This window comes from Streptomyces sp. NPDC003042, from assembly GCF_053591315.1.
The window spans coordinates 16466-39688 of the sequence record NZ_JBSFTP010000040.1; the positions used below are offsets into that span (position 1 = coordinate 16466).

21 protein-coding genes are annotated in these 23223 nt (G+C 72.9%); 17 read left to right on the forward strand and 4 right to left on the reverse strand.

All coding sequences use genetic code 11. The features are described from left to right. Nucleotides 1-13 precede the first annotated feature (13 nt). From ACWDYJ_RS20315 to ACWDYJ_RS20335, 5 genes are all read left to right on the forward strand, one after another. Entirely contained in the window at nt 14-1378 is a 1365-nt protein-coding gene (locus ACWDYJ_RS20315; RefSeq protein ID WP_451567000.1) for an NYN domain-containing protein, read from the forward strand. Between the two features lie 258 nt (nt 1379-1636). Beyond that, nucleotides 1637-2683 carry an NlpC/P60 family protein gene (locus tag ACWDYJ_RS20320; RefSeq protein WP_451566959.1) on the forward strand — a complete coding sequence of 349 codons (1047 nt, stop codon included), beginning with the start codon at nt 1637-1639 and terminating at the stop codon, nt 2681-2683. A 289-nt stretch (nt 2684-2972) separates the two neighbouring features. Then, on the forward strand, nt 2973-4031 hold the full coding sequence (locus ACWDYJ_RS20325; protein ID WP_451566960.1) for an NlpC/P60 family protein: 1059 nt from the start codon (nt 2973-2975) through the stop codon (nt 4029-4031). Between the two features lie 34 nt (nt 4032-4065). Then, a complete protein-coding gene (locus tag ACWDYJ_RS20330; RefSeq protein WP_451566961.1) occupies nt 4066-5190 on the forward strand; it encodes a hypothetical protein in 1125 nt (374 codons plus the stop codon). A gap of 23 nt (nt 5191-5213) precedes the next feature. Continuing rightward, complete coding sequence (locus ACWDYJ_RS20335; protein ID WP_451566962.1) at nt 5214-6356, forward strand: glycosyltransferase family 4 protein; 1143 nt, start codon at nt 5214-5216, stop codon at nt 6354-6356. 134 nt (nt 6357-6490) lie between these two features. Here ACWDYJ_RS20335 and ACWDYJ_RS20340 read toward each other — a convergent pair whose 3' ends face one another. Then, entirely contained in the window at nt 6491-8287 is a 1797-nt protein-coding gene (locus ACWDYJ_RS20340; protein ID WP_451566963.1) for an AMP-dependent synthetase/ligase, read from the reverse strand. A 254-nt stretch (nt 8288-8541) separates the two neighbouring features. Here ACWDYJ_RS20340 and ACWDYJ_RS20345 point away from each other — a divergent pair, with 254 nt between their 5' ends. The 6 genes from ACWDYJ_RS20345 (at nt 8542) to ACWDYJ_RS20370 (ending at nt 13964) form a co-directional block, all read left to right on the forward strand. Next, entirely contained in the window at nt 8542-9324 is a 783-nt protein-coding gene (locus tag ACWDYJ_RS20345) for a metallophosphoesterase family protein (protein WP_451566964.1), read from the forward strand. 82 nt (nt 9325-9406) lie between these two features. Beyond that, nucleotides 9407-9844, forward strand: coding sequence for an SRPBCC family protein (locus tag ACWDYJ_RS20350; RefSeq protein ID WP_451566965.1), 438 nt, complete (start codon nt 9407-9409; stop codon nt 9842-9844). Between the two features lie 575 nt (nt 9845-10419). After that, nucleotides 10420-11553, forward strand: a complete 1134-nt coding sequence (locus tag ACWDYJ_RS20355; protein ID WP_451566966.1) for an ArsA family ATPase — start codon at nt 10420-10422, stop codon at nt 11551-11553. Between the two features lie 79 nt (nt 11554-11632). Beyond that, nucleotides 11633-12106 (forward strand): DUF5304 domain-containing protein, encoded by a 474-nt coding sequence (locus ACWDYJ_RS20360; RefSeq protein WP_451566967.1) that lies wholly within the window; start codon nt 11633-11635, stop codon nt 12104-12106. A gap of 61 nt (nt 12107-12167) precedes the next feature. After that, nucleotides 12168-13109, forward strand: a complete 942-nt coding sequence (locus tag ACWDYJ_RS20365; RefSeq protein ID WP_451566968.1) for an ROK family glucokinase — start codon at nt 12168-12170, stop codon at nt 13107-13109. Nucleotides 13110-13184: 75 nt separating this feature from the next. Further along, nucleotides 13185-13964: an endonuclease/exonuclease/phosphatase family protein gene (locus ACWDYJ_RS20370; RefSeq protein ID WP_451566969.1), complete on the forward strand. Its 780-nt coding sequence runs from the start codon at nt 13185-13187 to the stop codon at nt 13962-13964. Nucleotides 13965-14215: 251 nt separating this feature from the next. Here the strand turns inward: ACWDYJ_RS20370 and ACWDYJ_RS20375 are convergent, their stop codons facing one another. Beyond that, entirely contained in the window at nt 14216-14797 is a 582-nt protein-coding gene (locus ACWDYJ_RS20375; RefSeq protein WP_451566970.1) for a hypothetical protein, read from the reverse strand. After that, nucleotides 14790-15569: an alpha/beta hydrolase gene (locus ACWDYJ_RS20380; RefSeq protein WP_451566971.1), complete on the reverse strand. Its 780-nt coding sequence runs from the start codon at nt 15567-15569 to the stop codon at nt 14790-14792. Before ACWDYJ_RS20380 ends, ACWDYJ_RS20375 begins: the two co-directional genes overlap by 8 nt. Nucleotides 15570-15744: 175 nt before the next feature. On the opposite strand from ACWDYJ_RS20380, the gene ACWDYJ_RS20385 reads away from it, so the two are divergent. From ACWDYJ_RS20385 to ACWDYJ_RS20410, 6 genes are all read left to right on the forward strand, one after another. Next, on the forward strand, nt 15745-16482 hold the full coding sequence (locus ACWDYJ_RS20385; RefSeq protein WP_451566972.1) for a lysophospholipid acyltransferase family protein: 738 nt from the start codon (nt 15745-15747) through the stop codon (nt 16480-16482). A gap of 59 nt (nt 16483-16541) precedes the next feature. Further along, entirely contained in the window at nt 16542-17759 is a 1218-nt protein-coding gene (macS, locus tag ACWDYJ_RS20390; protein WP_451566973.1) for a MacS family sensor histidine kinase, read from the forward strand. Next, nucleotides 17756-18436, forward strand: coding sequence for a response regulator (locus ACWDYJ_RS20395; protein WP_451566974.1), 681 nt, complete (start codon nt 17756-17758; stop codon nt 18434-18436). Before macS ends, ACWDYJ_RS20395 begins: the two co-directional genes overlap by 4 nt. Nucleotides 18437-18592: 156 nt before the next feature. After that, entirely contained in the window at nt 18593-19621 is a 1029-nt protein-coding gene (locus ACWDYJ_RS20400) for a 6-phosphofructokinase (RefSeq protein ID WP_451567001.1), read from the forward strand. Nucleotides 19622-19728: 107 nt separating this feature from the next. Continuing rightward, entirely contained in the window at nt 19729-20727 is a 999-nt protein-coding gene (locus ACWDYJ_RS20405) for a 2-hydroxyacid dehydrogenase (protein WP_451566975.1), read from the forward strand. Nucleotides 20728-20799: 72 nt separating this feature from the next. Then, entirely contained in the window at nt 20800-21126 is a 327-nt protein-coding gene (locus ACWDYJ_RS20410; protein ID WP_451566976.1) for a hypothetical protein, read from the forward strand. Here ACWDYJ_RS20410 and ACWDYJ_RS20415 read toward each other — a convergent pair. After that, on the reverse strand, nt 21123-23063 hold the full coding sequence (locus ACWDYJ_RS20415; protein ID WP_451566977.1) for an anthranilate synthase family protein: 1941 nt from the start codon (nt 23061-23063) through the stop codon (nt 21123-21125). The genes ACWDYJ_RS20410 and ACWDYJ_RS20415 overlap by 4 nt on opposite strands. Nucleotides 23064-23223 lie beyond the last annotated feature (160 nt).

Consider the following 23223-nt stretch of genomic DNA (forward strand, 5'->3'; position numbering starts at 1 on the left):
GTAGGGGTGACGGATTGTGGAGCCAGCAAGCGGCGCTGAGCCGGCCGACGCGGCCGGCGACGCCGCGGAGGCGCTCGACCGCCCGCTGCCGGAAGGCGTGCGGCGCCGGGTCATCGCGCTCGTCTCGGACGCCTTCGGCGGTCTGACGGTCGCGGACCTCCCGGCGCAGCTGCGCCAGTACGCCCGTTTCACCCCGACCCGACGGGCCAAGTTCGCCGGCAACGCCATGGCCGCCGCCGTGGAGACGGACGGCGTCTTCCGCAGCCGCGTCGGGGAGAAGCTGCGCGAGTCGCAGCCGGAGCTGGCCGGGGCGCTGGAGTCCGGTGCCCCGCCCGCCGCCGCCGAGCCGCTGGACGTGGCGGCCGCCGCGTACGTGCTGCGTCCGGCCGGCTGGGTCAAGCTGGTGGCCGCCGCCGGGGAGGAGGCGCAGCGCGCCGACGCCGAGCGGGCGGACGAGGAGACCCGGCGCGAGCTGGAGCGGCTGCGCGAGGAGCTGGCCCAGGTACGGGAACTGCAGCGCTCCGGCGGTGAGCAGGTACGCGTCGAGCTGGACGCCGCCCGCAAGGAAGCGGAATCGCTTCAGCGCAAACTGCGCAGCGCCCTGAACGACGTCAAGCGGGGCGAGGCGGCCCTGCGCAAGGTCAATGCCGAGATCGACGGGATCCGCGGTGAGGCGGCCGCGCGGGTGGCCGGCGCCGAGAGCGAGGCCCGGCGTCTGAAATCCCGTCTGGCGGAGGTGGAGTCGGCGCTGGAGACCTCGCGCCGGGCCACCCGCGAGGGGCGCAGCATCGAGGACATGCGGCTGCGGCTGCTGCTGGACACGGTGCTGGACGCGGCGGCGGGGCTGCGCCGTGAGCTGGCGCTGCCGCCGCTCTCCACCCGGCCCGCGGACACCGTGGAGGCCGTGGAGCCGGGCCGGATGACTCCGAAGGACATCGCGGCACGGGCTCTGTCGGAGACCGATCCCGCGCTCCTGGACCAGCTGTTGGCCCTGCCGCAGGCGCACCTGGTGGTCGACGGGTACAACGTGACCAAGACCGGCTATCCGACGATGCCGCTGGAGAAGCAGCGGCTGCGGCTGCTGGGCGGGCTGTCGATGCTGGCCGCGCAGACGGGCGCGGAGATGACCTGTGTCTTCGACGGGGCGGAGTTGGCCGCCCCGGTGCTGCTCGCGCCGCCGCGCGGGGTGCGGGTGCTGTTCTCCAAGGCCGGGGTGACGGCGGACGAGTTGATCCGCCAGCTGGTGCGCGCCGAGCCGCCGGGCCGGCCCGTGGTCGTGGTCTCCACCGACCGCGAGGTGGCCGACGGGGTGGCGAAGGCGGGAGCCAGGCCCGTGACGTCCGCCTTGTTGCTGAAGCGGCTTTCGCGCGTTTCCTAACTGTTGGGTGCAATGCCGCATTTGACGGTGCGCGGAGAGAACGTACCGTCAAGTGGTCGGCACACAGCGTGCGCCGTAGGTAAAGAAGCGGGCAGAGGGACAGATTTTTTCCCACGGGGATTTGAACTGATCACCGGCGTGTCACTAGGGTCTGTTCAAACCTTCGTGCGGTAGATCACCCATTCGGGGTGTCGGCGGAGGTGCTGCCGAGTCTGCGCGTGCCTTTTCGGCGGCTCTGGAAAGAAGGAGCTCGCCTTCGTGGCGTCCCACCGTCGACCCAAGCAGCCGACCCGCGCCCGCGTGACCGTGCTCACCGCCACCGCCGCCGCGGCCGTCGCCCTCTCCTCCCAGTCGGCCATGGCCGCGCCCGACAAGCCGGGCAAGGACGAGGTCAAGACCCAGGTCGACGCGCTCTACGAGGAAGCGGAGCAGGCCACCGAGAAGTTCAACGGGGCCAAGGAACGCCAGGAGAAGCTCGAAAAGGAGATCGGGCAGCTCCAGGACCAGGTCGCCCGCGGCCAGGACGAGCTCAACACCCTGCGCAACACGCTCGGGGCGATGGCCACCGCGCAGTACCGCGGCGGCGGCCTGGACCAGTCCGTGGCGCTCTTCCTCTCCGACGACCCCGAGAACTATCTCGAAAAGGCCTCCACGCTCCAGCAGTTGAGCGGCAAGCAGGTCGAGGCCATCGGCAAGATCCAGGCCAAGCAGCGCGCCCTCGCGCAGCAGCGCCAGGAGGCCGCGGGCAAGCTCGCCGACCTCGACGCCACCCGCAAGGAGCTGGGCGAGAAGAAGAAGGAGACCCAGGACAAGCTCGGCGAGGCCCAGGCCCTCCTCAACACGCTGACCGCGCAGGAGCGCGCGCAGTTGAAGGACGAGGAGGCCAGGCAGAGCCGGGCCAGCCGCAGCGAGGGCGAGCGCACCGACGTCACACCGACGACCGCCCCCGCGAGCGCCTCCGGCCGGGCCGGGGCCGCGCTCTCCGCCGCCAAGACCAAGGTGGGCAGCGCGTACATATCCGGCGCCGAGGGTCCCAGCGCCTTCGACTGCTCGGGACTGACCCAGTGGGCCTACAAGCAGGCCGGTGTCGGCATCACGCGCACCACCTACACGCAGGCGGAGGAGGGCACCCGCATCAGTCGCAGCCAGCTCCAGCCCGGTGACCTGGTCTTCTTCTACAGCGACCTGCACCACGTCGGCCTGTACGCGGGGAACAACATGACACTGCACGCCTCTAACCCGCGCGGCGGCGTCAAGTACGAGTCGATGGACAACATGCCCTTCCAGTTCGGCGTCCGCATCTGAGCCGTCCCGGCCCCCGGTTCCGCCTCCTGGTTGCGACCCGGTTCCGACGGGCCGCCCGCGCGCGAGGGCGCGCCGTACACCGCCCATCCGGGCGAATTACACGGACGCGCTCTGCCCCCACGCCCCGCCGGTGACCTGCGTCTCCGGTGGGGCGTCACCGTGTGTGCCCCACGACGGTCGTTGGCCGGTGCGTGGTGGCGCGGCTACTGTCTGCCAGCGCGGAACCCGGCACACGGCCGCCCACGGAGGGCGGACCCGGGCCCCGCCCAGCGGAAGGGAGCGGTTCCACGTGGCGTCCCATCGCCGGCCCGGGCTCACCAGCCTCGACCGGAACACCAAGGTCACCGTCTTCACCGCCGCCGCGGCCACCGCCGCCGTGGCCATGACGGGCGCACCCGCGAACGCGGCCCCCGGCCTCCCGAACGACCCGGGCGGCGGGAGCAGGGCAGGCTCCCGCGCCCAGGTCGACCGGCTCTTCGAGGAGGCGGAGCAGGCCACCGAGCAGTTCAACGAGGCGGGCGAGAAGGCCGACAAGCTCCGGGCCGAGATCAGCCGGGCCCAGGACGCGGTCGCCCGCGGCCAGGACCACATCAACACCATGCGCGGCGTCCTCGGCACCTTCGCCGGAGCCCAGTACCGCTCCGGAGGCATCGACCCCACCGTCGAGCTGATGCTGTCCGAGGATCCCAGCGACTACCTCGACAAGGCCGCCGTCCTGAACCGGCTCAGCGGCCGCCAGGCCCACCAGCTCGGCGCACTCCGCGAGGAGCAGCGCCGGCTCGGCCAGCAGCGCGAGGAAGCCTCCCGCAAGCTCGCCGAACTCGACGCGCTGCGCTCCGACGTGGCCCGCCACAAGCGCTCCGTCACCGCGAAGCTCGCCGCCGCCCGGCGGCTGCTCAACGCGATGCCCTCCGAGGAGCGGGCCGACTTCGAGCGGGCCTCCCGCTCCGGCGACCGCCCCGACGCGCTGCCCGAACCGCCCGTCGCCGCCGGGGCCGCCTCGGGCCGCGCCCTGGCCGCGGTGCTGGCCGCCCGCGCCGCGGTGGGGCGCCCGTACGTGTGGGGCTCCACCGGCCCCTCCGGCTTCGACTGCTCCGGGCTGATGGTGTGGTCCTACCGCCAGGCGGGTGTCGCGCTGCCCCGCACCTCGCAGGCCCAGCGGCACGCGGGCCGGCAGGTGCCGCTCTCGCAGGCCCGGCCCGGGGACCTGGTGACGTACCGCTCGGACGCCAGCCATGTCGGCATGTACGTCGGCAACGGCCAAGTGGTGCACGCCCCTTACCCGGGCGCGCGGGTGCGCTACGACCCGGTCGGGATGATGCCGGTGTCCTCGGTGACCCGGCCGTAGAAGCTCCGGCGCGGGCCGTGCGTACGATCGGCTGATGCATCCGGTTCGTCGTGCCGTCGTACGCCTCCTGCTGCCGTGCCTGCTCGCGGTGGCCGGATGCACGGCGCCCGCCCCCGACGCAGGCCGCGTCGAGCGCGACGTCCGGCGGGCCGTGGCCGACTGGTCCGCGGCGCCGCCCGCGCGGCTCGCCGGGATCCCGCTGGAGGACTGGGCGTACGAGGTCACCTCGGTCCGGCGGGACGGCGTACGGGCCCTCGCGCGGGCCGAGCTGCGCTACCGGCTCAGCGGCTACGACGCCGCCCCCACCGGGTCGGCGCGCGAGGTGGAGCTGACCCGGGTCGGCGAGGCCTGGCGGGTCTCCGGCGAACGGCCGGCTCCCGGGGCGCCGGCGCAGCTGTGGGACCAGGGCGCCGTCGAGGTGGTCCGGGGCGCGCACGCCCTGGTGCTCGGCGTCGGCCCGGCGCCCGGCACCCTGGCCGGGATCGCCGCCGAGGCGGACCGGGCGGCGGCGACGGTGAGCGCGGCCTGGCCGGGGCCCTGGGCGGGGCGGGTCGTGGTCCTGGTGCCCGGCACCCTGGACGCGATGGCGGCGCTGCTGGGGCAGCCGGCCGACGCGTACCGGGGCATGGGGGCGGTCACCACGGGCCGCACCGGGACCGGACCGGCCCCGGCCGACCGGGTCGTGGTCAACCCGGAGGGCTACCGGGAGCTGACGGAATCGGGCAGGCGGATCGTCCTGACCCACGAGGTCACCCACGTCGCGACCCGTACCGCGACCTCCGCCTCGACCCCGTTGTGGCTCTCGGAGGGCTTCGCGGACTGGGTGGCGTACCGGGGCGTCCCCGGAACCTCGGGCAGCCCGGACCTGGCCGCGCCCGCGCTGGCCCGCGCCGTTCGACGCGGCGAGGTGCCGGGCGAGCTGCCCGCGGACGGGGCGTTCGCCTTCGGCGGCGACGGCGAGGCGTCGGCGCGCGCGTACGAGGGCTCCTGGCTGGCCTGCCGGCTCATCGCCGACCGGTGGGGCGAGGCGGCGCTGGTCCGGCTCTACGAAGACGCGGGGCGCGCGCCGCTGCCCGCCGCGCTGGACGCGGCCCTGGACGTGGACCTGGCCGCCCTGACGCGGGCCTGGCGGACGGCCTTGCGGGAGGAACTGCGCTGAGCGGGTCCGGTACGTTGGCAGCGATGCACAAGACGCTGATCGTGACCAACGACTTCCCGCCGCGACCGGGCGGCATCCAGGCCTTCCTGCACAACATGGCGCTGCGGCTGGATCCCGACCGGATCGTCGTCTACGCCTCCACCTGGAAGCACGGTGCGGAAGGCCGCGAGGCCACCGCCGCCTTCGACGCGGACCAGCCGTTCCAGGTCGTGCGCGACCGTACGACGATGCTGCTGCCCACGCCCCGGGTAACCCGGCGGGCGGTGGGTCTGCTGCGCGAACACGGCTGCGAGTCGGTGTGGTTCGGGGCGGCGGCCCCGCTGGGCCTGATGGGCCCCGCGCTGCGCCGGGCGGGGGCGAGGCGGCTGGTCGCCACCACGCACGGGCACGAGGCCGGCTGGGCGCAGCTGCCGGCCGCGCGGCAGCTGCTGAGGCGGATCGGCGAGGGCACGGACACCCTGACCTACCTGGGGGAGTACACGCGCTCGCGGATCGCCTCGGCGGTGACGGAGCGGGCGGCGGCGCGGATGACCCAACTCCCGCCGGGGGTCGACGAGAAGACCTTCCACCCCGACTCGGGCGGCGCGGAGGTACGGGACCGGCTCGGCCTGACCGACCGCCCCGTGGTGGTGTGCGTGTCCCGGCTGGTCCCGCGCAAGGGACAGGACACGCTGATCGAGGCGATGCCGCGGATCCTGGCGGCGGTACCGGACGCGGTGCTGCTGATCGTGGGCGGCGGTCCGTACGAGGGTGACCTGCGGAAGCTGGCGGCGTCCACGGGGGTCACGGACTCGGTGGTCTTCACCGGGGCCGTCCCGTGGTCCGAACTCCCGGCCCACTACGGCGCGGGGGACGTCTTCGCGATGCCGTGCCGGACCCGGCGGGGCGGGCTGGACGTGGAGGGGCTCGGCATCGTCTACCTGGAGGCCTCGGCGACGGGCCTGCCGGTGGTCGCGGGCGACTCGGGCGGAGCCCCTGACGCGGTGCTGGACGGGGAGACGGGCTGGGTGGTCCGGGGCGGCGACCCCGAGGACGCGGCCGACCGCATCAGCACCCTGCTGCTGGATCCGGAGCTGCGGGCGCGCATGGGGGCCGCCGGACGCGCCTGGGTCGAGGAGAAGTGGCGCTGGGACCTGCTGGCGGACCGGCTGCGGGAGCTGCTGTAACGGCCCGGCCGCGCCGCCGTCGCGGGGGCTCTGCCCTCGCAACCCCGCTCCTCGAACCCCCCCACGACTCCATCTGGGGATACGCCCGGAGGGGCTGAAACGCCGGCCCCTCCGGTTCCTCGGCCCCCGGCTCCTCAGCCCTGGTAGAGGGCCTCGATCTCGTCCGCGAAGTCCTTCGCCACCACATTGCGCTTGAGCTTCAGCGACGGCGTGATGTGACCCGACTCCTCCGTGAACTGGGCGGGCAGAATGCGGAATTTCCGCACCGATTCCGCCTTGGAAACCGCCGCGTTGCCATCGTCCACGGCCTTCTGGACGGCGGCGATCAGGTCCGCGTCCTCGCGCAGCTCCGCGGCCGTGACACCGGCCGGCTTGCCGTTCTCCGCGGCCCACCGGCCGAGGAACTCCTCGTCGATGGTGACCAGCGCGGCCACGAACGGCCGCGCGTCACCCACGACCATGCACTCCCCGACCAGCGCGTGCGCGCGGATCCGGTCCTCGATGACGGCGGGCGCGACGTTCTTGCCGCCCGCGGTGACGATGAGTTCCTTCTTGCGGCCGGTGATCGCGAGGAAGCCCTCCTCGTCGAGGGTGCCGACGTCGCCGGTGTGGAACCAGCCGTCGGTCAGCGCCTCGGCGGTGGCCGTCTCGTTCTTCCAGTACTCCTTGAAGATCTGCTCGCCGTGCAGCAGTACCTCGCCGTCGTCGGCGATGCGCACCACGGAGCCGGGCAGCGGCTGGCCGACCGTACCGATCTTCTGCTTGTCCCACGGGTTGAAGGCCGTGGCCGCGCAGGACTCGGTCAGGCCGTAGCCCTCCAGCACCGTGAAGCCGATGCCGCGGAAGAAGTGGCCGAGCCGCTCGCCCAGCGGGGCCCCGCCGGAGATCGCGTACTCGCCGCGCCCGCCGAGGACCGTGTGCAGCTTGCTGTAGACCAGCTTCGTGAAGATCTTGTGCTTGAGCTTCAGAACGAAGGACGGGCCGCCGGGGGCGTCCAGCGCGCGGCTGTACGCGATCGCCGTCTCGGCCGCCGCGTCGAAGATCTTGCCCTTGCCGTCGGCCTGCGCCTTGGCGCGCGCCGAGTTGTAGACCTTCTCGAAGACGCGCGGCACGCCGAGGATCAGCGTCGGCTTGAAGGACGCCAGCTCGTCGGTGAGGTTCTTGATGTCCGGTACGCAGCCGAGGCGGATCGGCGCCAGCACGGACGCCACCTCCACCAGGCGCCCGAAGACGTGCGCGGCGGGGAGGAAGAGGAGCACGGAGCACTCGCCGGTGCGGAAGAGCGGGCTGAGCCGCTCCACCACGTTGCCGCACTCGGCGAAGAAGTTGCGGTGGGTCAGCACGCAGCCCTTGGGGCGGCCGGTGGTTCCCGAGGTGTAGACGATGGTGGCCGCGTCGTCGGCGGACGCGAGCGCGCTGCGCGCGTCGACCTCGGCGTCGGTGACCTGCGCGCCCGCGCTCTTCAGCGCGCCCAGGGCGTCCTGGTCGATCTCCCACACCTCGCGCAGCTCCGGCAGCCGGTCGCGCAGAGCGGCCACGGTCGCGCTGTGCGCCGGGCTCTCCACGACGACCGCGACGGCTCCCGAATCGCCGAGGATCCACTGGACCTGCTCGGGCGAGCTGGTCTCGTAGACCGGGACGGTGACCGCGCCCGCGCTCCAGATCGCGAAGTCGAACAGCACCCACTCGTAGCGGGTGCGGGAGATCAGCGCGACGCGGTCGCCGGGCTCGATGCCGGCGGCCATCAGGCCCTTGGCGGCGGCCCGCACCTCGGCGAGGAACTCCGTGGCGTTCACGTCCTGCCACCGGCCGTCGACCTTGCGGCTCATGACGGCGGTGTCGGGATGCTGGGCGGCGTTGCGCCGGATGAGATCCGTCAGGTTCCCGTCCGACGGGACCTCGTACAGGGCCGGAAGGCTGAACTCGCGCAAGACTGCTGCTCCTCTGGGCGCCATCGCCACCGTGTGGACCGACCGGACGTTACCCACCGGTAGTGGGTTCCGGATAGAGGGAACCGGCCAGATGTTCCGTGCGTCACATTCTGTACATCGCACTGCATTGCACGACCCCGCACGGTCAGGCCGACACTAGTCGACCCCCCTCGCGACTCGGAAGTAACCGCAGGTCCGCTGGCTGCCCGACCCCCTCTACCGGCCACACCCCGGGCGGCCCTAGGGTGACGGGCATGGGTGGCAGGAAAACGCGTACGCGGATCCACGTCGTCAGTGACGTCCACGGCAACACCGAAGCGCTGGCGCGGGCCGGTGACGGGGCCGACGCCCTGATCTGCCTCGGTGACCTGGTGCTCTTCCTCGACTACGCCGACCACTCGCGCGGCATCTTCCCCGACCTCTTCGGCGTCGAGAACGCCGACCGGATCGTGGAACTGCGCACGGAGCGGCGGTTCCAGGAGGCCCGCGAATTCGGCCGGCGGCTGTGGGACGGACTCGACCGGGAACGGCTGATCGAGGACGCGGTACGACGCCAGTACGCCGGGATGTTCGCCGCCTTCCCCAGCCCCACCTACGCCACCTACGGCAATGTCGACATGCCGCAGCTGTGGCGCGAATACGCCCGCCCCGGCACCACCGTGCTCGACGGGCAGCGGGTGGAGATCGGCGGCCGCGTCTTCGGCTTCGTGGGCGGCGGGCTGCCCTCGCCGATGCGGACGCCCTACGAGGTGGACGTGGAGGAGTACGCCGCCAAGGTCGAGGCCCTGGGCGAGGTCGACGTGCTGTGCTCGCACATCCCGCCGGAGGTGCCCGAGCTCTGCTACGACACCGTCGCCCGCCGCTTCGAGCGGGGCAGCGAGGCCTTGCTGGCCGCCATCCACCGGACCCGGCCGCGGTACGCCCTGTTCGGACACGTCCACCAGCCGCTGGCGCGGCGCGTCCGCATCGGCGGCACGGAGTGCGTGAACGTCGGGCACTTCGCGGCGACGGGCAGGCCATGGGCGCTGGAGTGGTGAGACCCGCACGCGCGGTAGCCTTCACGCGGCGGCCGGCGGCCGCCCGCACACTTGTCGAACACTCCCCGGAGGAGCGACCGCGATGGCGGAACACACCAGCTCGAGCATCACGATCGAGGCCTCGCCGGCCGAGGTCATGGCCGTGATCGCCGACTTCGCCCGCTACCCCGAGTGGACCGGCGAGGTGAAGGAGGCCGAGGTGCTCTCCACCGACGCCGAGGGCCGCGCGGCGATGGTCCGGCTGCTGCTCGACGCGGGCGCGATCAAGGACGACCACACCCTCGCCTACACCTGGAAGGGCGCGGACGAGGTCAGCTGGACGCTGGACAAGTCCCAGATGCTGCGACAGCTGGACGGCTCCTACCGGCTCGCCCCGCTGGACGGTGGGCGCACCGAGGTCACGTACCAGCTGACCGTGGACGTCAAGATCCCGATGCTGGGCATGATCAAGCGCAAGGCCGAGAAGGTCATCATCGACCGCGCGCTGGCGGGCCTGAAGAAGCGCGTGGAGTCCAGGTAGGCCCTGGCCGGGCGTTTGACGGGCCGACCCCGCCGCCGGGGCGCTGCCCCCGGCCCGGCGCCGTCCGGGACACCCCCTGGTGGCCGCGCCGACCGGGCGGGGGCCTGCGACGTTGCCGGGGCTCTTCCCCGGGCCTCGCGCCGCAAACCCCCCCACGACTCCGTCTGGGGATACCCCCTGGCGGGGCTGGATGGTGCGGCCCCGGCGCCCTGCGGCTGCGCCGACCCGGCACGGGCTCCGCGCCGCAATGTCCGGCGGGCTGTGCCCGGATGGCGATTTCAGCCTCGCAAGGGGGTATCGCCGGACGGAGTCCGGGGGTTTGCGGCGCGGGTCCGGGCAGAGCCCGCCCCGCCGCGCAGCGGTCCGGCCGCACTCGGCGGTGCGCCGCGCGTGCCGCCAGCCGTCTCCGCCGCGCAACGGTGTGGCATGCCGACCAGCCGTACCCCGTCCCGCCGCGCAGCGGTGCGGCATGCCGACCAGCCGTACCCGCTCCGCGCCACCGCGCAGCGACACTCCCGTACCCGCCCCGCCCCGCTGCGGAGGCGGGAACACCCCAGATCCGGAGCACCCCCACCATGCAGACCCTGCTGATCACCGGCCCCGGAGGGGCAGGGCGGAGCACCGTCGCCGCCGCCACCGCGTACGCCGCGGCCCGCGACGGGCAGCGGGTCGTGCTGGTGTCCGCCGAAGCCGGGGCGGAGGCCGGGCCGGGGGTGCGGGTCGTGCGGATCGATTCCGGCAAGGAGTTCCGTACCGAAATCGTCGCCCTCCAGGAACGCGGCTCCGCGCTCATCGGGATGCTCGGCGGGAGGCCGCTCGGGGCCGAGGAGGTCACCGAGCTGCCCGGCGCCGAGCAGTTCGCGCTGCTCCGGGCGCTGCGCCGGGCGGCCACCGCCCCCGACACCGACCTCGTCGTCGTCGACATGCCTCCGCTGCACCAGGCCGTCGCCACCCTCGCCCTCCCCGCCCAGCTGCGCCGGTACCTCGCCCGGCTGCTGCCCCCCGAGCGGCAGGCCGCCCGCGCCCTGCGGCCCGTACTCGCCCAACTGGCCGGGGTCCCCATGCCCGCGCAGTGGCTGTACGAGGCCGCCGCGCGCTGGGACGCCGAGCTGGCCGCTGTCCAGGCCGTCGTCGAGGCCGACTCCACCGTGGTCCGACTGGTCGCCGAGCCGGGGCCGGCCTCCGACACCGCCCTGCGTACCGGCGTGCTGGGGCTGGCCCTGCACCGGCTGACCATCGGCGACCTGGTCGCCAACCGGCTCGTGCCGCACAGCTCGCCCGACCCCTGGGTGGGCCAGATCGCCGCCCAGCAGGACAAGTTCCTCGCCGAGTGGGGCCAGGACCTGCCCATATCCCGGCTCGCCCACCTCGGCCGGGACCCGCAGGGCGCCGACGATCTGGCCGCCCTCGCCGCCACCGAGGGCTTCGCTCCGGCGCCGCGCCGCCGCGGTCCGGACTGGGCGGTGGAGGACCGGCTCGCCGAGGACGGCGTCCTGGTCTGGGCGATCCCGCTGCCCCGGGCCCGCAAGAGCGAGCTCGACCTGGTCCGGCGCGGGGACGAGCTGCTGCTCACGGTCGGCCCGTACCGGCGGATCGTTTCCCTGCCCTCGGCGCTGCGCCGCTGCACCGTCTCCGGCGCCGCCCTCGCCGACGACGTGCTCCGCGTCCGCTTCACCCCCGACCCGCGGCTGTGGCCCCGGACGCGCTGATCCTCGTACCGCCGTTCGGGGGTAAGGTCGAAGCAGGCCGTACCGACGCCGCCCCGTATCCGCCGCAGGAGAGTCCGCCATGAGCGAGGCCACCGACCGCCCCACCGACGACGACGCCTGGGCGAAGGCCTGCGCCGAGGACCTCGCCGCCGAGAAGGCGCGCCGCCGGGCAGCCCAGGACGGCGCAGCCGGAAGCGGGACCGGGACCGGTACCGCTTCCGAGGAGCTGTTCAAGCTCTTCGAGGCGGTCGCCGACAAGGTCTCCGCCCTGAACAACCCGCTGCTCGGCGGCGCCGCCCAGGGTGCCGTGCGCCAGTTCGTCAACCAGGCCAAGACCGCCGCCAAGCCCGTCATCGAACGCAACCCCGAGGTCTTCGACCACCTCGCGGCCGCCGGCTCGGAACTCCTCGCCGCCTACCGCTCGGCCGTCGAGGGCCACGAGCGCCGCTGGACGCGGAACGAGCCGTCCGCCCCGCGCAAGGACAGCGACCCGCGCGACGACGGTCCGGACGGCCCCGAAGCGGGCCCGGCCGAGCGGATCGATCTCGACTGATCCTCCGTCGGCCTCGGGTACGGTTGGCCGTGGCGGGGTTTGACCGGAAACCGAGGGACTAATGGGACTCACCATCGGCGTCGACATCGGCGGCACGAAGATCGCGGCCGGCGTGGTCGACGAAGAGGGCACCATCCTTGAGACGTACAAGGTGCCCACCCCGCCGACCGCGGACGGAGTGACGGACGCGATCTGCGTCGCCGTGTCCGAGGTCAGCAGCGGCCACACCATCGACGCCGTCGGCATCGGCGCCGCCGGATACGTGGACGACAAGCGCGCGACCGTACTCTTCGCGCCGAACATCAACTGGCGGCACGAGCCGCTCAAGGACAAGGTCGAGCAGCGCATCGGCCTGCCGGTCGTCGTCGAGAACGACGCGAACTGCGCGGCCTGGGGCGAGTACCGCTTCGGCGCCGGCCAGGGCCACGAGGACGTCATCTGCATCACCCTCGGCACCGGCCTGGGCGGCGGCATCATCATCGGCAACAAGCTGCGGCGCGGACGCTTCGGTGTCGCCGCCGAGTTCGGGCACATCCGGGTGGTCCCGGACGGCCTGCTGTGCGGCTGCGGCAGCCAGGGCTGCTGGGAGCAGTACGCCTCCGGGCGCGCGCTCGTCCGGTACGCGAAGCAGCGCGCCAACGCCACCCCCGAGAACGCGACGCTCCTGCTCTCGCTCGGCGACGGCACCCCCGAGGGCATCGAGGGCAAGCACATCAGCGAGGCCGCCCGCCAGGGTGACCTGGTGGCCATCGACTCCTTCCGCGAACTGGCCCGCTGGGCCGGCGCCGGGCTGGCCGACCTGGCCTCGCTCTTCGACCCGTCGGCGTTCATCGTCGGCGGCGGGGTCTCGGACGAGGGCGACCTGGTCCTCGACCCGATCCGCAAGTCCTTCAAGCGCTGGCTGATCGGCGCCGCGTGGCGCCCGCACGCGCAGGTGCTGGCCGCGCAGCTCGGCGGCAAGGCCGGCCTGGTGGGCGCCGCCGACCTGGCGCGCCAGGGCTGAGCCGCCGCGCCGTTCGTCGTGACCGCCCGCCGCGCCCCCTGGGAGAGCGGCGGGCGGCTGCGTATGTTGCGAGGCATGGACGTGTCTTCGATGCCTGAGCTGCCCTTGCTGCCCAAGTCCCGGACGGAGCCGGACGGTTCCGCCGTGATCAGGGTGCTGACCTACAACCTGCGCTCGATGCGCGACGACGAGGACGCGCTGGCCCGCGTGATCCGGGCCTGCGCCCCCGACCTGGTCTTCGCCCAGGAGGCCCCACGCTTCTTCCGCTGGCGCAAGCACGCCGCCAGGCTGGCCGCGAAGAGCGAGCTGGTGGTGCTGAGCGGAGGCGCGACGGCCGCCGGGCCGCTGCTGCTGTGCTCGCTACGGGCCTACGTGGAGCAGACGCAGGACGTTCTGCTGCCGCTCACCCCCGGGCGGCACCGGCGGGGCTTCGCGACGGCGGTGGTCCGCTTCGGGGCCGCCCGCGTCGGGGTGATCAGCGCCCACCTGTCGCTGGACCGGGTGGAGCGGCTGGCCCAGGCGGAGCAGCTGCTGCACCGGGCCGAGGCGCTGGACGCCCCGTACCTGATCGCCGCGGGCGACGTGAACGAACCTCCGGACGGCCCTGCCTTCAGCCGCCTGTCCGAGGCCCTGCAGGACTGCTGGACGGCCGCCCCCTGGGGCGGGGAACACACCTTCCCGGCATCGGCGCCGAAGCCGGACCGCCGCGTCGACGCCGTCTTCGCCTCGCGGGGGGTGGAGATCCTGGCCTGCGGTGTCCCCGCGGGGCTGCCGGGGGTGACCGACGCCGACCTCCGCGCGGCGACGGACCACCTCCCGGTCCTGGCCACCCTCCGCCTCCCGGCGACCCCCTAGTGCTGTGACCGGGAAGGTTCACCGAGTCGCGGCGCCCGGCACGGCACCTCGCCGCGTTGTCGGACCACGCAAGTACGTCCAGTACGAGCCGGCCCTCCGCCTTGCGATGCACCGCACCGGGCGCCGCGACCCGGCAAACCTTCCCGGCCACAGCACTAGCCGTCGACCGGCCCCCGGCCGCCGTGCCTCCATCCCCCCGGACTCCGTCCGGGGATACCCCTTGGCGGGGCTCGAGGCCTTCGGGCTCCGGGCTACACCACCGCGCCGCGGCCCGGGTCGTCGTCCTCGTCGTCGCCCTGCGCCATGCGGCCCACCAGGGTGGCGAAGCCGCCCAGGAAGCCGCCGATGCTCAGGGTGGTCAGCCACCACGTCATGTCCCACTGGAGCAGCACCGCCAGCAACAGCAGCACCGGGCCGCCGATCACCGCCAGCCACGCGAACTTCGCCGTCGCGTCGGACGGCGGAAGCTCCGGCTCCGGCGGGATGAAGTGGCCCTCCTCCGCCGGGGTCAGGTCGTCGTCCTTCGGCTCGGCCAGCGAGTGGTCACGCGGACCGGCGCCACCCACGCCCGGGGCGAAGATCACCGAGCTGCCCAGCGCCGGCGTCGGCGGCTCCGGCGGCGCGGAGTCGGGCTCCGGCTCCGGCTCCGGCTCGGCGACCGGCGGGGCCGGCTTGACGTCCTCCTCGGGCAGCATCAGATTCTCGATCGGCCGGAACGGCCTCGCCCCCGGCGGGTCCGGCGGTTCCTGCCCGTACCCGGCGACGATCGCGGCCCATGCCGCCTCTTCGTCCAGCGGGGGAACACCCCCCGACGACTCCTCGTGCTCAGCCACCGCTGGCCGCCCCCTCCCTGCCGACGCTCTCCGCGAGCCGTCCGACGAACGCGAAGCTGTCCTCGAAGATCCGCTCCGCGTCATGGTCCAACGTCGCGACGTGGTAGCTCTGTTCCAGCAGGGTCTCGGTGACGTCCGTCGACGACACCCGCGCCAGGATCCGCGCGGAGTCGGCCGGCGGGACGACGTGGTCCTGCGGGCTGTGCAGCAGCAGCACCGGCTGCGTCACCTGCGGCAGTTCGGCGTCCACCAGCTGGAAGAACGTGCGCAGCGAATGCGCGGCCCGCGTCGGGATCCGGTCGTAGCCGACCTCTTCCGAGCCCGGCTTGGCGATGTCGCTGGCGATGCCCGGCGTCGACCTGATGAAGTGCTTGACCACCGGAAGGGCGACGGCCAGCGGGTCGTGCACCTTGTTGGCCGGGTTGACGAGCACGAGGCCGCTGATGGCGTCCCCGTACTTGGCCGCCAGCCGCAGGGCCAGCGCGCCGCCCATCGACAGCCCGAAGACGAACACCTGCTCGCACCGGTCCAGCAGCTCCCGCAGCGCGCGGTCGACCTCGGCGTACCAGTCCTGCCAGCCCGTGAGCTGCATGTCCTGCCAGCGCGTCCCGTGCCCGGGCAGCAGCGGCAGCGACACCGTCAGCCCGCGCGCGGCAAGATGGTCGGCCCAGGGGCGGAGCGACTGCGGCGAACCGGTGAAGCCGTGGCAGAGCAGCACGCCGACCTCTCCGCCCTCGTGGCGGAACGGCTCTGCTCCAGGGAGGACGGGCACCAGAGTCTCCTTAGTCGATCAGGATGCGCGGGGGTACGGGAGTGTCGCGCTGTGTGACTTCACCGTACGCGACGGGGGTGGCACCGACCAGGGTCGTAGGGCCGCTGCCAGCGGAGCCACGGGATAGGGTCTGTTCGACAGACACAGGAAGGCTTTCGAGTTGATCTACGGCGCAATGAAGTTCTCTATCGGCGGTTCCCTGAAGCTCGCCTTCAGGCCGTGGGTGGAGGGCCTCGAGAACATTCCCGCGGAGGGGCCGGCGATCCTCGCGAGCAACCACCTGTCCTTCTCGGACTCCTTCTTCCTTCCAGCCGTGCTGGACCGGAAGGTCACCTTCATCGCGAAGGCGGAGTACTTCACCTCCCCGGGGGTCAAGGGCAAGCTGACGGCGGCCTTCTTCAAGGGCGTCGGGCAGCTCCCCGTGGACCGCTCCGGTGCGCGCGGGGCGGGTGAGGCCGCGATCAAGAGCGGTATCGAGGTCATCGAGCGCGGTGAGCTGTTCGGTATCTACCCCGAGGGGACGCGTTCACCCGACGGCCGCCTCTACCGGGGCAAGCCCGGCGGTCTGGCCCGGGTGGCGCTCGCCACCGGCGCCCCCGTGATCCCGGTGGCGATGATCGACACGGAGAAGATCCAGCCGCCCGGCAAGGTGGTCCCGAAGCTGATGCGTCCGGGCATCCGGATCGGCAAGCCGCTGGACTTCAGCCGCTACCACGGCATGGACGGGGACCGCTTCATCCTCCGCTCGCTGACCGACGAGGTCATGTACGAGATCATGAAGCTTTCCGGCCAGGAGTACGTCGACATCTACGCGACGGCGGCCAAGCGGCAGATCGCCGACGCCGAGAAGGCGGAGAAGGCGCGGGCCGAGAAGTCCGCCAAGAACGACAAGAACGACAAGAACGCCGAGTAGCGCGGGCGGCGGCGGTACCGCCCGCAAGGCGCGGGTCGGCTGGGTGGGTGGTGGGGGAGATGGCGAAACGCGAGCGCGTCGTCCGCATGTCGGTCGAGCAGCCGCTGTGGCGCGCCCTGACGGCGTACCGGCTGCTCACCATGGTCTACGCGGTGCTGCTGTTCGCCTCCGCCTGGAAGAAGTTCGACCGCCCCTGGATCGCGGCCGGCTACCTCGCCGTCCTCGCGGCCTGGACGCTGGCCACCCACCCCAAGGTGGCGAACGCGGCCAGCTGCACCAAGCGCTTCCTCGGCGCCGACCTCGCCGTCGCGCTGACCGGCATCCTGCTCACCCCGCTCGTCGACACCCAGGAGCGGATCGCGGACGGCGGCCCCACGCTCCCCACCATCTGGACGGCGGGCTCGGTCCTCGCCTTCGCCATCAAGGGCGGCTGGCGCTGGGCCGGTTTCGCCTCGTCCTTCGTGGCCGTCGCCAACATCGTCATCCACAGCGGCGACCCGACGCGGGACACCCTGCACAACGTCCTGCTGGTCTGGGTCGCCTCCATAGCCATCGGCTACGTCGTCGAGGTCGCGCGGGCCAGTGAGGCGACCCTCGCCCGCGCCCTGGAGATCGAGGCCGCCACCCGCGAACGCGAACGCCTCGCCCGCGACATCCACGACGGGGTCCTCCAGGTCCTCGCCATGGTCCAGCGGCGCGGCACCGAGCTGGGCGGCGAGGCCGCCGAACTCGGCCGGATGGCGGGCGAGCAGGAGGTCGCGCTGCGCACCCTGGTCTCCAGCGGCCTGGTGCACCCCTCCCGGGTCTCCCGTGACGAGTCGCTCGGCGCGTTCGTGGACGCGTACGAGGTGGAGGAGCCGGACGCCGACGCGGGCGAACTGGATCTGCGCTCGCTCCTCGCCCCGCACGCCGGCTCGAAGGTGAGCTTCGCCGAGCCGGGCACCCCGGTGCCGCTGCCCGCGCCCGCCGCGCGGGAGCTGGCGGCGGCCGTCGGGGCCGCCCTCGACAACGTGCGCAAGCACGCGGGTGAGGGCGCCAGGGCGTGGATCCTGGTGGAGGACTGGGGCGACGAGGTGATCGTCACGGTCCGTGACGACGGGCCGGGCATCCCGGCCGGACGGCTCGACCAGGCGGAGGGCGAAGGACGGATGGGCGTGGCCCTGTCCATCCGGGGCCGCCTGCGTGACCTCGGCGGCACCGCCGAGCTGGTGTCCGTCCCCGGACAGGGCACCGAAGTGGAACTGACAGTACCGAGGGGGAGGACGGAGCACCGATGAGCGGTACGACGCAGGTTCAGGACATCAAGGTGATGGTGGTCGACGACCACCCGATGTGGCGGGACGCGGTGGCCCGCGACCTGGCCGCCGCGGGTTTCGACGTCGTGGCCACGGCCGGGGACGGGCCGGAAGCGGTACGCCGGGCCCGCGCCGTCGTCCCGCACGTACTGGTCCTCGACCTCAACCTGCCGGGCATGCCCGGAGTCCAGGTCTGCAAGGAGCTGGTCGGCGCCGATCCGGCGCTGCGCGTGCTCGTGCTGTCGGCCAGCGGGGAGCACGCCGACGTCCTGGAGGCGGTGAAGTCGGGCGCGACCGGCTACCTGCTGAAGTCGGCGGGCGCCCAGGAGCTGATCGACGCGGTCCGCCGCACGGCGGCCGGAGACCCGGTGTTCACCCCGGGCCTGGCGGGTCTGGTGCTCGGCGAATACCGGCGCCTGGCCACCGACCCGGCGCCGACCGCTTCCGACGAGCCGAAGGCCCCGCAGCTGACCGACCGGGAGACCGAGGTGCTGCGGCTGGTGGCCAAGGGGCTCTCGTACAAGCAGATCGCGGAACGCCTTGTCATTTCACATCGCACCGTGCAGAACCACGTTCAGAACACCCTGGGCAAACTCCAGCTGCACAACCGGGTGGAGCTCGTCCGGTACGCCATAGAGCGCGGCCTCGACGACGTGTAGTCGCACCCGCGGGCGCGGCGTCGATCGTACTTACGTCTTCGTACGAGTGAACGGCGGTACGCGACGCCCCGTGATTTCACCGGAATCACCCTCTCCTGACCCCTTGCTGTGACCTGGGTCACCACTAGCGTGGCCGTCATGGTGAAGGGAGAATCCATGAAGGTCGGAGTGCTCACGGGCGGCGGCGACTGCCCGGGGCTCAACGCGGTGATCAGGGCCGTCGTCCGCAAGGGCGTCCAGGAGTACGACTACGGGTTCGTCGGCTTCAAGGACGGCTGGCGGGGCGCCGTCGAGGGGGACACGGTCCCGCTGGACATCCCCGCCGTCCGCGGGATCCTGCCCCGCGGCGGCACCATCCTCGGCTCCTCGCGCACCAACCCGTTCAAGACGGACGACGGGGTGCGCCGGATCAAGGAGAACCTCGCCAAGTACGACGTGGACGCCCTCGTCGCGATCGGCGGCGAGGACACCCTGGGCGTGGCCGCGAAACTGTACGAGGAGTACGGCATCCCGTGCGTCGGAGTGCCCAAGACCATCGACAACGACCTGTCGGCCACCGACTACACCTTCGGCTTCGACACGGCCGTCGGCATCGCCACCGAGGCCATTGACCGGCTGCACACCACGGCCGAGTCCCACATGCGGGTCCTCGTCGTCGAGGTGATGGGCCGTCACGCCGGCTGGATCGCCCTGCACTCGGGGCTCGCGGGCGGGGCCAACGTCATCCTCATCCCCGAGCAGCGCTTCGACATGGACAAGGTCTGCGCCTGGGTGACCTCCCGGTTCAAGGCGAGCTACGCGCCGATCGTGGTGGTCGCGGAGGGCGCGATGCCGACGGACGGCGAGCTCGTGCTCAAGGACGCCACCAAGGATTCCTTCGGGCACGTCCGGCTGTCGGGCGTGGGCGAGTGGCTGGCGAAGGAGATCGAGGCGCGGACCGGCAAGGAGGCCCGTACGACGGTCCTCGGGCACATCCAGCGCGGCGGTACGCCGAGCGCCTTCGACCGCTGGCTGGCCACGCGCTTCGGGCTGCACGCGATCGACGCGGTGCGCGACGGCGACTTCGGGAAGATGGTCGCGCTCCAGGGCACGCACATCGTCCGGGTGCCGATCGCGGAGGCGACCTCCAAGTTGAAGACGGTGGACCCCGCGCTGTACGAGGAGGTCGGGGTCTTCTTCGGCTGAGGCGGTGTGTCCAGCGCTGTCCGTCGATCGCTGGGCGGCGCCCGTCGACCGTGGGTCGTATCGTGACGAAACGACCCACGGTTCGACGGAGACGTACGGGAGCAAGCGTGGAGATCCTGGCCTTCGCAGTGACAGCCGACGAGAGGCCGCTCCTGGAGCGCGCCTTCGCGGGGCAGCACGAGATCCGCTGCCTCGACGTCTTCATGAGCGAGGACACCGCGCCCATCGCCGCCGGGTACGAGGTCGTCTCCTGCGGCGTGAACGCCGACCTGAACGGCCGGGTCCTGCGCACGCTGGCGGCCGGCGGGACGAAGATGATCGCCCAGCGGTCCACCGGCTTCAACAACATCGACCTGGACGTGGCCCGCCGGCTGGGCATGACCGTCAGCCGCGTCTCGTACTACTCCCCGTACTCGGTCGCCGAATTCGCCTGGGCCCTGGCGATGGCCGTCAACCGGCGGATCGTCCGCGCCTCGAACCGGACCCGCGACTTCGACTTCAGGCTGAACGGGCTGATGGGCCGGGACATGCGCGGCCGCACGGCCGGCGTCCTGGGCACCGGCAAGATCGGCGAGGCCTTCACCCGGATCGCGCACGGCTTCGGCATGAACCTGCTGGGCTGGGACGTCGCGGAGAACCCGGCCTGCCGGGGGCTGGGCATGAAGTACGTGGACAAGGACGAGCTGTTCGCCTCCTCTGACCTGATCAGCCTCCACCTTCCCCTGATGGAGTCCACGCACCACCTCATCGACTCGGCCGCGCTGAAGACCATGCGCGACGACGCGATCCTGGTGAACTCCAGCCGCGGCGGACTGGTCGACACCGACGCCCTCGTCACGGAGCTGCGCGCGGGCCGCTTCTCGGGGGTCGGGCTGGACGTGTACGAGGCGGAGGCCGGGGTGTTCTTCCTGGACAAGTCCCTGGAGGCCGTCGAGGACGACACCCTGGCCCGGCTGGTCACCTTCCCGCACGTGGTCGTGACCTCCCACCAGGCGTACTACACGAGCGACGCGGTGGGCCAGATCATCGACACCACCGTCGCCAACGTCGCGGACTACCTGGCGGGCCGCCGCTCCGAGAACACCCTGGTGCCCGCGCCGGCCTGACGCCCCGCGAGTTCGGTCCGCGTTCACCCGGCGGTCAGTCCGGGACCCGGCCGGGGGGCGTAGATTCGCGGCGTGACCATACCCGACTGGGCCCGCTGGATCTTCCTGGCGTTCGCACCGATCCAGCTCCTGTTCGCCTACCGCGCCGTGCGGTCGCTGCGCGGCGCGGAGCCCGGTGAGCGCACGGGTCGGTGGCTGGACGCCGTGGACAGTTCGGTGAGCGTGGTCGTGGTCACCGCGCTGGGCTTCGGCAGCATCACGGTCCTCGTGTCCGCCGCGCCGGTGATTCTGACGGTGCTGACGTGGAAGGGCGTCAGGGACGTCCGGGGCGCCTGGTCCCGCCGCGCGGTGAAGGCGGCCCCCGCGACCGGCGCGGGAGCCACCACCGACAGCGGTTAGACGACGCCGACCCTGACCCCGGCCAGCAGGTCCCGTACCAGCTCCGCGCCGCGCAGGGTCAGCACCGACTCCGGGTGGAACTGGACCCCCGCGAAGCCCGACGCGGAGCGGATGGCGTGGACCTCGCCCGTCGACGGGTCGCGGGAGACGTCCACACCGGCCACGGCGAGGCGGGCGGCCGTTGAAGTGTCACAGTGCGCGGTGTACGTGTTGTAGAAGCCGACCACCTCTTCGGCCCCGAACAGGTCGATCCGGGTCTGCGCCCCCTGCGCCGGCTCCGCCTTGCGGATCAGCGGCAGGCCCAGCTCGGCCGCCAGCAGTTCGTGGCCCAGGCAGACGCCCAGGATCCCGCCCCGGTGCGTGGCCAGCAGCTCCCCTGCCAGCGCGCGCAGCGTCCGCATCTTCGGGTCGCCGGAATCCGCCGGGTTGCCGGGGCCGGGGCCCAGTACGACCGGGCCGTCCCAGGCCAGGGCCGCCGCCCGCAGCCCCGGATCGTCGTAGCGGCGTACGGTCACCTCCAGCCCGGCCACGCGCAAGACGTGCGCCAGCATCGCCGTGAAGGTGTCCTCCCCGTCCACGACCAGGGCGTGGCCGGTGACCTCCGCCGGGCGCTCCTGCATCCGGAGCCAGAAGGGGGCCAGGTCCGCCCGCCGTGAGGCCAGGGCCGCCTGGACCCGGGGGTCGTCCGCCAGCCCGGCGCCTTCGAAGGCGGGCCGGGGCGCGGCGTCCCGTACGCCCAGCGCGGCCAGCACCCCGGCGGCCTTGGCGTGCGTCTCGGCCACCTCGCCCGCCGGGTCCGAGTGCCGGACCAGGGTGGCGCCGACCGGCACGCGCAGGGCGCCGTCGGGCGCGATGTCGGCGGTGCGGATCAGGATGGGGGAGTCCAGGGTCTGCGCCCCGGCCGAGTCCAGGCCGAGCAGGGCCAGGGCGCCCGCGTAGTAGCCGCGGCCCCCGCTCTCGTACCGCTCGATCACCCGGCAGGCGTTCTGCACGGGCGAGCCGGTCACCGTCGCCGCGAACATCGTTTCCCGCAGTACTTCCCGCACGTCCAGGGAGGACCGGCCGCGCAGCTCGTACTCGGTGTGCGCGAGGTGGGACATCTCCTTCAGCCGGGGGCCGACGACGACCCCGCCCATGTCGCCGACGGTGCACATCATCTTGAGCTCCTCGTCGACCACCATCGACAGCTCCTCGGTCTCCTTGCGGTCGCCGAGGAAGGCGAGGAGCGAGTCGGCCGTCGGCCCTTCGGCGGGATAGCGGTAGGTTCCGCTGATCGGGTTCATCACCACCGTGCCGCCCACCCGTCTCCCGCCACCACCCTCAAACGGGAGCGCTTCGCGCTCGCCCCTCCCGTTCGACATCCGGACGTGCACCTCGGGGCTGGCCCCGACCAGCGTGCGGTCCCCGGTGTGGACGACGTACGTCCAGTACGCGCCCCGCTCGCCCACCAGCAGCCTGCGGAACAGGGCGAGCGCGTCGGCGCGGCCGAAGCCGTCGATCCGGCCCTCGTAGGTGCGCCGGATGACGAAGTTCGCGCCCTCACCGCGGCCGATCTCCTCGCGGATGACGCGCTCGACGGTGGCCGCGTACGCCTCGTCGGGGACGTCGAAGCCGCCGCCCTCGACCCGCACCGCGTGGTCCGGCAGCGCGGCCAGCGCCGCGGAGAGGGGGATCTCGTACGCCTCCTCGGCGACCAGCACGCTCAGCGGCGTGCCGTCGTCGCGTACGTCGAAACCGCGCTCGCGGATCTGGCGGAACGGCACGAGCGCGAGGGTGGGCAGCTCCCCGACGGGCAGGTCGGCGAGGCGCTCGGCCTCGTGGACGGGGCCGAGGAGCACCTCGACGGTGTCGTGGTCGCGGCCGGGAGTTCGCCGGCGCAGCAGCGCGAAGGGCGGGCAGGAGTCGTCGAGCAGTCGGCTGAGCGGGCTGAGGTCCATGGGGCGGGCGTCCTTCCGGTGGGAGGAGCAGCCGCATCCCGCACACGCGGAAGGCCGCCCCTCGGGGCGGCCTTCGCGTCGGTCGTGCGTGTCGTCAGGTACGCGCGAGGAGTGGGCCGCCGGGAGCGGGCCACCACCAGTTCTGGTTCGTGTGCGCGTA